This window comes from Clavibacter lycopersici, assembly GCF_003576405.1.
GTDB classification, from domain to species: domain Bacteria; phylum Actinomycetota; class Actinomycetes; order Actinomycetales; family Microbacteriaceae; genus Clavibacter; species Clavibacter lycopersici.
Genome location: NZ_QWGT01000125.1, coordinates 1 through 8,228, shown reverse-complemented (window position 1 = coordinate 8,228; position 8,228 = coordinate 1). Strand labels below are relative to the sequence as shown.

Sequence of the window (8,228 nt, the reverse complement as noted above, 5' to 3'; positions counted from 1 at the left end):
CTCGACCTGGCCGTCCGCCGGGCGCTCGATCCGCTCCGCCCGGCCCTCGCCGCCACCATCGGCTGACCGGCGGGGCGCGTCCCGGCACGGGCCGCGGCGGACCAGGATGGGCGCATGACCGCCGACGCCGTCCCGCAGCCCGACCACTCCGTCCTCGCGTCCTCGTTCGGGTCGGTGGCCGACCAGTACGACCGCGTGCGCCCCGGCTACCCCGACCAGGCCGTCGACTGGATGCTCCCGGCCGGCGCCCGCCGCGTGGTGGACCTCGGCGCCGGGACCGGGAAGCTCACCCGCCTGCTCGCCGCGCGCGGCCTCGCAGTCACCGCGGTGGAGCCCGACGCCCAGATGCGGCGGGTCCTCCGGGCGTCCGCGCCGGAGGTCGACGTGCGCGCGGGCAGCGGCGAGGCGCTGCCCCTCGGCGACGGCGAGGAGGACGCCGTCCTGGTCGCGACAGCGTGGCACTGGATGGACCCGGGCACCGCCGCCCGCGAGGCCGCGCGCGTCCTCCGCCCGGGCGGACGGCTCGGCATCGTCTGGAACGTCCTCGACAGCGAGGTCGACTGGGTCCGCGAGCTCGACGTCCTCCTCCACCCCGGCACCCGACCCACCGGCCGCGTCACGGAGCCCGGCCCGTTCCCCGGCTTCGGCCCGGTCGAGCACGCGTCCTTCCCGCACCTGCACCGCGTCACCCCGGAGGACGTGGTGGGCTTCGCCGGATCCATCAGCCGGATCATCGTGCTCCCCGACGACGAGCGCGCCCGCGTCCTCGACGACATCCGGACGCTCCTCGCCGGCCACCCGGACACGAGCGGCCGCGACGCGCTCGAGCTCCCGTGGCGCGCCGACGCCTACCGCGCAGAGCTCGGCGGCTAGGCACGGCCGTGCGCGCCCGGTCCCACCACGGCGGCGCGCTAGGATCTGTGTCACAGGCGCCGATCCGGCCATCACCGGGGAGCCTTCGGAAGAAAGCCGCGAAGGACACGGCGAGTAGAACCGAACGGGTCGGGCCCGTCATCGCCTCAGGAGAGTGGCCGCGCGTCGCGTGGCAAGCGGGGTGGTACCGCGCTCGGGGATCCGCACATGGGATCCGGGCGTCCTCGCGGAGAGCCCGACGCCGCAGGAGATGCCATGACCTACCCCCGTCCCGTCCCCGACGACCCGGGCGCGCCCGACCAGGTCGCCGCGAGCCCGCGCTTCCCGGACGTCGAGAAGGGCATCCTCGCGTTCTGGAAGCGCGACGACACCTTCCGCGCCTCGGTCGAGCAGCGCGAGGGATGCGACGAGTGGGTCTTCTACGACGGCCCGCCCTTCGCCAACGGCCTGCCGCACTACGGGCACCTCCTCACCGGCTACGCGAAGGACGCCTTCCCGCGCTTCCAGACCATGCGCGGCAAGCAGGTCCACCGCCGCTTCGGCTGGGACACGCACGGCCTCCCCGCCGAGCTCGAGGCGATGCGCCAGCTCGGGATCACCGAGAAGAGCCAGATCGAGGAGATGGGCGTCGAGGAGTTCAACGCCGTCGCCCGTCGCTCGGTGCTCGAGTACACGGGCGAGTGGGAGGACTACGTCACGCGCTCGGCCCGCTGGGTCGACTTCGAGGACGACTACAAGACGCTCGACCTCGACTTCATGGAGTCGGTGATCTGGGCGTTCAAGCAGCTGCACGACAAGGGCCTCGCCTACGAGGGCTTCCGCGTGCTGCCGTACTGCTGGCACGACCAGACCCCGCTGAGCAACCACGAGCTGCGGATGGACGACGACGTCTACCGCATGCGCCAGGACCAGTCGGTCACCGTCACGTTCCCGCTCGTCGGCGCCAAGGCCGAGTCGCTCGGCCTCACCGCCGTGCGCGCGCTCGCCTGGACGACCACGCCCTGGACCCTGCCCACCAACATGGCGCTCGCGGTCGGGCCCGACATCACGTACGCCGTGGTCCCCGCCGGTCCCGCGGGCACGCCCGACTCCGAGGCGCCCGACTCCCTGCCGCGCGCGTCGTCCCTGCAGCTCGCGGCCGAGGTGCTCGGGTCCGAGTACCTCATCGCCCAGGACCTCGTGGGGAACTACGCGAAGGACCTCGGCTACGCGTCCGCCGAGGACGCGCGGGCCGCCGTCTCCCGCACCGTGCTCGGCCGCCAGCTCGAGGGCGTCTCCTACGACCGCCTCTGGGACTTCTACGCCGACACCGAGCGGTTCGGCACGGAGAACGCGTGGCAGGTGCTCGTCGCCGACTACGTCACGACCACCGACGGCACCGGCATCGTCCACCAGGCCCCGGCCTACGGCGAGGAGGACCAGCAGGTCTGCGCCGCCGCCGGGATCCCCGTGATCCTGTCGCTCGACGAGGGCGGGCGCTTCGTCGACACCGTCCCCGAGGTCGCCGGCGAGCTGTGGTCGGACGCGGGCAGGACGCTCACGCGCATGCTCAAGGCGCAGGGCCGCCTCATCCGCCAGGCCAGCTACGAGCACTCGTACCCGCACTGCTGGCGCTGCAAGAACCCGCTCATCTACAAGGCCGTCTCCAGCTGGTTCGTGCGCGTCACCGACTTCCGCGACGACATGGTGCGCCTCAACCAGGACATCGAGTGGACGCCCGAGAACGTCAAGGACGGCCAGTTCGGCAAGTGGATCGGGAACGCGCGCGACTGGTCGATCAGCCGCAACCGGTTCTGGGGCAGCCCCATCCCGGTGTGGAAGAGCGACGACCCGGCCTACCCGCGGATCGACGTGTACGGCAGCCTCGACGAGCTCGAGGCCGACTTCGGCGTGCGCCCGACCGACCTGCACCGGCCGTTCATCGACGACCTCACGCGCCCGAACCCCGACGATCCGACCGGCCGCTCCACGATGCGCCGCATCGAGGACGTGCTCGACGTCTGGTTCGACTCGGGATCCATGCCCTTCGCGCAGGTGCACTACCCGTTCGAGAACCGCGAGTGGTTCGACGAGCACAGCCCGGCGGACTTCATCGTCGAGTACATCGGCCAGACCCGCGGCTGGTTCTACACGCTGCACGCGCTGTCGACCGCGCTGTTCGACCGGCCGGCGTTCTCGAGCGTCGTCAGCCACGGCATCGTCCTCGGCAACGACGGCCAGAAGATGTCGAAGTCGCTCCGCAACTACCCGGACGTCAACGAGGTCTTCGACCGCGACGGATCCGACGCCATGCGCTGGTTCCTCCTCGCGAGCCCCGTGCTCCGCGGCGGCAACCTCGTGGTCACCGAGGAGGGCATCCGCGAGGGCGTCCGCCAGGTGCTGCTCCCGCTCTGGAGCACGTGGTACTTCTTCTCGCTCTACGCGAACTCCGCGCAGCCCGGCGGGTACGAGGCGACGCGCGACACGACGAGCGACGACGTGCTGGACCGCTACATCCTGGCCCGCACCCGCCGCCTCGTGACCGAGGTCACCGAGCACATGACGGCTCTCGACTCGACGCTGGCCGCCGCGTCGCTGCGTGACTTCGCCGACGTGCTCACCAACTGGTACGTGCGCCGCAGCCGCGACCGGTTCTGGGCGGGCACGGAGGCGGGCGACACGCGCGCGTTCGACACCCTGTACACGGTCCTCGAGACCGTGACGCGCGTCGCGGCGCCGCTCCTGCCGCTCGTGTCCGAGCGCATCTGGAAGGACCTCACGGGCGGCCGCAGCGTCCACCTGGAGGACTGGCCCGAGCCCGAGGACCTGCCCGCCGACGACCGGCTCGTCGAGGTGATGGACCGGGTCCGCCAGATCGCCTCGACCGCGCTCTCGCTGCGCAAGCAGTCCGGCCTCCGCGTGCGCCAGCCGCTCGCGCTCCTCACGGTCGTGAGCGACGACGCCGACGGCCTCGCCCGGTTCGAGGACATCCTCCGCGACGAGCTCAACGTCAAGGCCGTGTCCGTCGTGCAGCTGACGCCCACGAGCGCGGCCGACGCGGGGATCACCCGGCGCCTCACCGTCAACGCCCGCGCCGCAGGGCCCCGCCTCGGCAAGGGCGTGCAGCAGGTGATCCAGGCCGCCCGTTCGGGCGACTGGACGGAAGTCCACGGCGAGGTCGTCGCGGGCGGCGTGCCGCTCGTGGCCGGCGAGTACGAGCTCGTGCTGGAGGTGGCGGGCGACCGCGCCGACCAGGCGCTCGCGCTGCTGCCGGGCGGCGGCTTCCTGCTGCTCGACACCGCGCTCACCCCCGAGCTCGAGGCGGAGGGGCTCGCGCGCGACGTGGTTCGCAACGTGCAGGACGCGCGGAAGGGCGCGGGGCTCGACGTGAGCGACCGCATCTCCCTCGTGATCCGCCTGGACGCGGCGGGGGCCGAGCAGGCCGAGCGGTTCCGCGACCTCATCGCCCGTGAGACCCTGGCGGTGGCGCTGCGGATCGACGCGGACGCCCAGGCATCGGACCCCGGCATCACCGTCGGCGGCGGATCGCCCCTGTACATCGAGGTGGAGCGAGCATGAGCGACCAGCGGGGCGGACGCGCCTTCGACGACGACGAGCCCCGGCGCGACGACGACTTCGAGCCGGAGACGGACGAGGGCGTCGACGCCGCCGCGCGTGCCCTCGACCCCGACGTCGACGGGCTGAGCGACGACCAGCTCTTCGCCGACGACGCGGCCGAGCTCCGCCGCGAGGCCGAGCAGTCGATCGTCGCGGGCCGCGAGGTCGACGACGAGAACTACTTCGAGCGCGAGGGGGACGCCGTCTACCAGGCGCTCCTCGCACGGGTGGGGGAGCAGGCGCCGCAGCCGCGCCTGTCCGCCACCCGCCGCGTCGTCGAGCTCCTCGGCGACCCGCAGCGCGCGTACCCGATCGTGCACATCACGGGCACCAACGGGAAGACCTCCACGAGCCGGATCACCGAGAGCATCCTCCGCGCCGCCGGCCTCCGCACGGGCCTGTTCACGAGCCCGCACCTCGTGCGCTTCAACGAGCGGATCGTGGTCGACGGGGTGCCGATCACCGACGAGGCGCTCAGCCGCAACTGGGCCGACGTCGAACCGTTCATCGATCTGGTCGACCGGGAGCTCGTGGCCGCGGGCGAGGAGCCGGTCACGTTCTTCGAGGCCCTCACGGTGCTCGCGTTCGCGTCGTTCGCCGACGCGCCCGTCGACGTCGCCGTGATCGAGGTCGGCATGGGCGGGGAGTGGGACTCGACCAACGTCGGCGACGGCCAGGTCGCGGTCTTCACGCCCGTCTCCCTCGACCACACGCAGCGGCTGGGATCCACCGTCGCGGAGATCGCGCGCACGAAGTCGGGCATCGTGAAGCCCGCCGCGGACGTCGTGTCCAGCGCGCAGGCCCCCGAGGTCGTGGCCGAGCTCACGCGCGCAGCCGAGCTCACCGAGTCCACGTGGTCGATGGAGGGGGAGCGGTTCCGCCTCCTCGACACGACCCTCGCGGTCGGCGGCCAGGTCATCAGCGTCCAGGGCCTCGCGGGCACCTACCGCGACGTGTTCCTGCCGATGTTCGGCGCGCACCAGGCCCAGAACGCCGCGGTCGCGATCGCCGCGGTCGAGTCGTTCCTCGGCGGCGGCGACCACGCCATCCACGACGACGTCCTCGCCGAGGGCCTCGCCACCGCGACGAGCCCCGGTCGCCTGCAGGTCGTCGGCACGGAGCCGACCGTGCTGGTCGACGCGGCCCACAACCCGGCGGGTGCCGCGTCGCTCGCCGCCGCGCTGCCCGTCTACTTCACCTTCGACCGGGTCACGGCCGTGATCGGCGTGCTCGCGGAGAAGGACGCCGAGGGCATCGTGCGCGAGCTCGCGCCCGTCGTCGACCACTTCATCGTCACGCGATCCACGTCGGAGCGCTCGGTGGATCCCGACGAGCTGGCGCGCATCGTCGTCGGCGTCGTCGGCCGCGACCGCGTCACGGTCGAGCCCGACCTCCGCACGGCCCTCGAGGACGCGCGCGACTCGGCCGGCGAGACCGAGAAGGGCGCGGCGCTCGTGACGGGCTCGATCCTCCTCGTCGGCGAGGCCATCGCGCACGCCGCCGACGAGGGTTGGAAGACCGCGTGAGCGCGGACGGGCGCCCGGCCCGCACCAGGCGACCGCGACCGCCCCGGACGACGGTCGAGATCCTCGGATCCATCGTCATGGGCTTCCAGGTCATCGTCGTCTTCCTCGCGAGCCTCGTCGCCTTCGGCCTCGAGGCCCTGCCGCCGCTGCCGGCCCTCGGCGGCGGGGCGCTGCTCGTGCTCGCCATGCTCGCCGTCGTCGGCACGCTGCGGACGCCGCTCGGCGTCCGCGCCGGGTGGGTCGTTCAGGTGCTCGTCGTCCTCACCGGCTTCGTGCTGCCCGCCATGTTCGCCGTCGGCGGCTTCTTCCTGCTCCTCTGGGTCTACGCCATGGTGCAGGGCGCCCGCATCGACCGCGAGAAGGCCGCGGCCCGCGGCGCGTGGGAGCAGGCCATGCTCGACGAGCAGGCGGCTGCGGACGACACTCCCGCCCCCGGCGACGACCGCCCCACCGACCATCGACCGACCACCGAGCCGCCGGCTCCCACCCCGTAGGAGACACCCATGACCGCTCCCGTCCAGGAGACCCTCGTCCTCGTCAAGCCCGACGGCGTCGCCCGCGGCCTCACCGGCGAGATCCTCCGCCGCATCGAGGCCAAGGGCTACCAGATCGTCGACCTCCGCATGGTGCAGGCCGAGCGCGCCCTGCTCGAGCAGCACTACGAGGAGCACCAGGGCAAGCCCTTCTACGAGCCGCTCGTCGAGTTCATGGAGTCCGGACCCGTGGTCGCCGTGCGCGTCGCGGGGAACCGCGTCATCGAGGGCTTCCGCTCGCTCGCCGGCACGACCGACCCGACGGGCGCCGCCCCCGGCACGATCCGCGGCGACCTCGGCCGCGACTGGGGCCTCGCCGTCGCGCAGAACCTCGTGCACGGCAGCGACTCGCCCGAGTCCGCCGCGCGCGAGCTCGCCCTCTGGTTCTAGCCGACGCACGAGGAGGGGCCGACCGGGTGATCCGGTCGGCCCCTCCTCGTCTCCGCCCCGTTCAGCCGAGGAGCGTGGGGATGAGCGCGGGGAACGTCGCGACGATGGCGACCACGATGATCGCGTAGTTGAGGACGACGACGGCCCACGTGTACGGCGCCACGGCGTCGGCCGCCCGGCGGATCCCCGCCGGCACCGGCAGGAGCCCCGCACGCGCGGTGGCTGACAGCGTGCCCCACCACAGCGGGATCATCGCGCTCCACACCAGCAGGCAGTAGGGGCAGAGCGCGCCGATGACGAAGACGCTCTGCGTGAAGAGCCACGTCACGAGCAGCCAGCCGCCGAGCGTCCCGACCGCGAAGAGCGTCCAGAACCAGCGCGCGAACCGGGCGCCCGCCAGGAGCGCCATGCCGATGACGATCGGCACCACGAACGACGCGACCCCGATGAGCGGGTTCGGGAAGCCGAGGAGCGATCCCTGCGGCGACTCGATGACGGTCGCGCACGAGATGAATGGGTTGATGTCGCACGAGAGCGACGCGCCCGGGTTCTCCAGCAGGTTGAGCCGCTCGAGCACCAGGACGAACGACCCGATCCAGCCGACGACGCCCGTGAGGACGAGCAGCAGGGCCAGGGAGCGGGGACGCGCGGGGGCCCGGGTGGCGGTCATGCGGCGATCATGGCAGACGGGGGAGCGCCGACCCTGACGGCCGGGTGGGCGTCGGCGTGCGATACTGGCTGGCAGGTCGGACCGCCGCGCGGGACGACCGCCATGAAGAGTCTTTCCCGGGGCAGACCCGGGCCGCCCGGCACGTCCGGCGGCGGATAGCCAGTTCCGTACCAGTGCGCACGACCGAAGCCTCGGGCCGGTCGTCGCAGACCAGGATCGACGGAGAGCCGCGGAGGCGGGGATCCACTCGGAGAGCTACCGGGTACGGCGCGGCCGTACGACCGGTTGAGGAGTGCACCAGAGATGGTGGAGAGAGACGAGAACACCGGCAGGAGGCGACCCAGCCTCTTCGAGCGGCTCACGGGCCGCCGCGCCGAGCCGACCGCGGCGACGAGGACCGGCGGCACCGCCGCCCTCCCCGCGTCCGCGACCCCCGAGGCGAGCGGTGCGTCCGCCGCCTCCGAAGCGAAGGGCCACACCCTGAACGAGAACGACGACACCACGTCCACGCCCGACCAGCAGGAAGCGCCGGTCGTCCGACGCTCCCGCCGCGCGAGCACCCCCGCATCCGCTCCCGCGGCCGCCCAGCCGGACGACGCCAGCGTCGACGCGTCCGGCCCGGCGACCGCCCCCGCGGAC

Annotated in this window: 6 protein-coding genes and 1 pseudogene; 6 read left to right on the top strand and 1 reads right to left on the bottom strand. The window is 73.0% G+C overall.

Features of this window, described 5'->3' with window-relative positions; genetic code table 11:
* Nucleotides 1–114 precede the first annotated feature (114 nt).
* The 5 genes from DZG00_RS09520 (at nucleotide 115) to ndk (ending at nucleotide 6,919) form a co-directional block, all read left to right on the top strand.
* A complete protein-coding gene (locus tag DZG00_RS09520) occupies nucleotides 115–873 on the top strand; it encodes a class I SAM-dependent methyltransferase (protein ID WP_119455568.1) in 759 nt (252 codons plus the stop codon).
* A gap of 255 nt (nucleotides 874–1,128) precedes the next feature.
* A complete protein-coding gene (gene ileS, locus DZG00_RS09515; RefSeq protein WP_119382024.1) occupies nucleotides 1,129–4,431 on the top strand; it encodes an isoleucine--tRNA ligase in 3,303 nt (1,100 codons plus the stop codon).
* Nucleotides 4,428–5,996, top strand: coding sequence for a bifunctional folylpolyglutamate synthase/dihydrofolate synthase (locus tag DZG00_RS09510; RefSeq protein WP_119382023.1), 1,569 nt, complete (start codon nucleotides 4,428–4,430; stop codon nucleotides 5,994–5,996). Before ileS ends, DZG00_RS09510 begins: the two co-directional genes overlap by 4 nt.
* Nucleotides 5,993–6,490 carry a DUF4233 domain-containing protein gene (locus DZG00_RS09505; RefSeq protein WP_119382022.1) on the top strand — a complete coding sequence of 166 codons (498 nt, stop codon included), beginning with the start codon at nucleotides 5,993–5,995 and terminating at the stop codon, nucleotides 6,488–6,490. The genes DZG00_RS09510 and DZG00_RS09505 overlap by 4 nt, the downstream gene beginning before the upstream one ends.
* Nucleotides 6,491–6,499: 9 nt before the next feature.
* On the top strand, nucleotides 6,500–6,919 hold the full coding sequence (gene ndk, locus DZG00_RS09500; protein ID WP_119382021.1) for a nucleoside-diphosphate kinase: 420 nt from the start codon (nucleotides 6,500–6,502) through the stop codon (nucleotides 6,917–6,919).
* 61 nt (nucleotides 6,920–6,980) lie between these two features.
* Here ndk and DZG00_RS09495 read toward each other — a convergent pair whose 3' ends face one another.
* Nucleotides 6,981–7,589: a vitamin K epoxide reductase family protein gene (locus DZG00_RS09495; RefSeq protein WP_119382020.1), complete on the bottom strand. Its 609-nt coding sequence runs from the start codon at nucleotides 7,587–7,589 to the stop codon at nucleotides 6,981–6,983.
* Nucleotides 7,590–7,892: 303 nt separating this feature from the next.
* Here DZG00_RS09495 and DZG00_RS09490 point away from each other — a divergent pair.
* Nucleotides 7,893–8,228, top strand: a pseudogene (locus DZG00_RS09490) (Rne/Rng family ribonuclease); the annotation flags it as partial.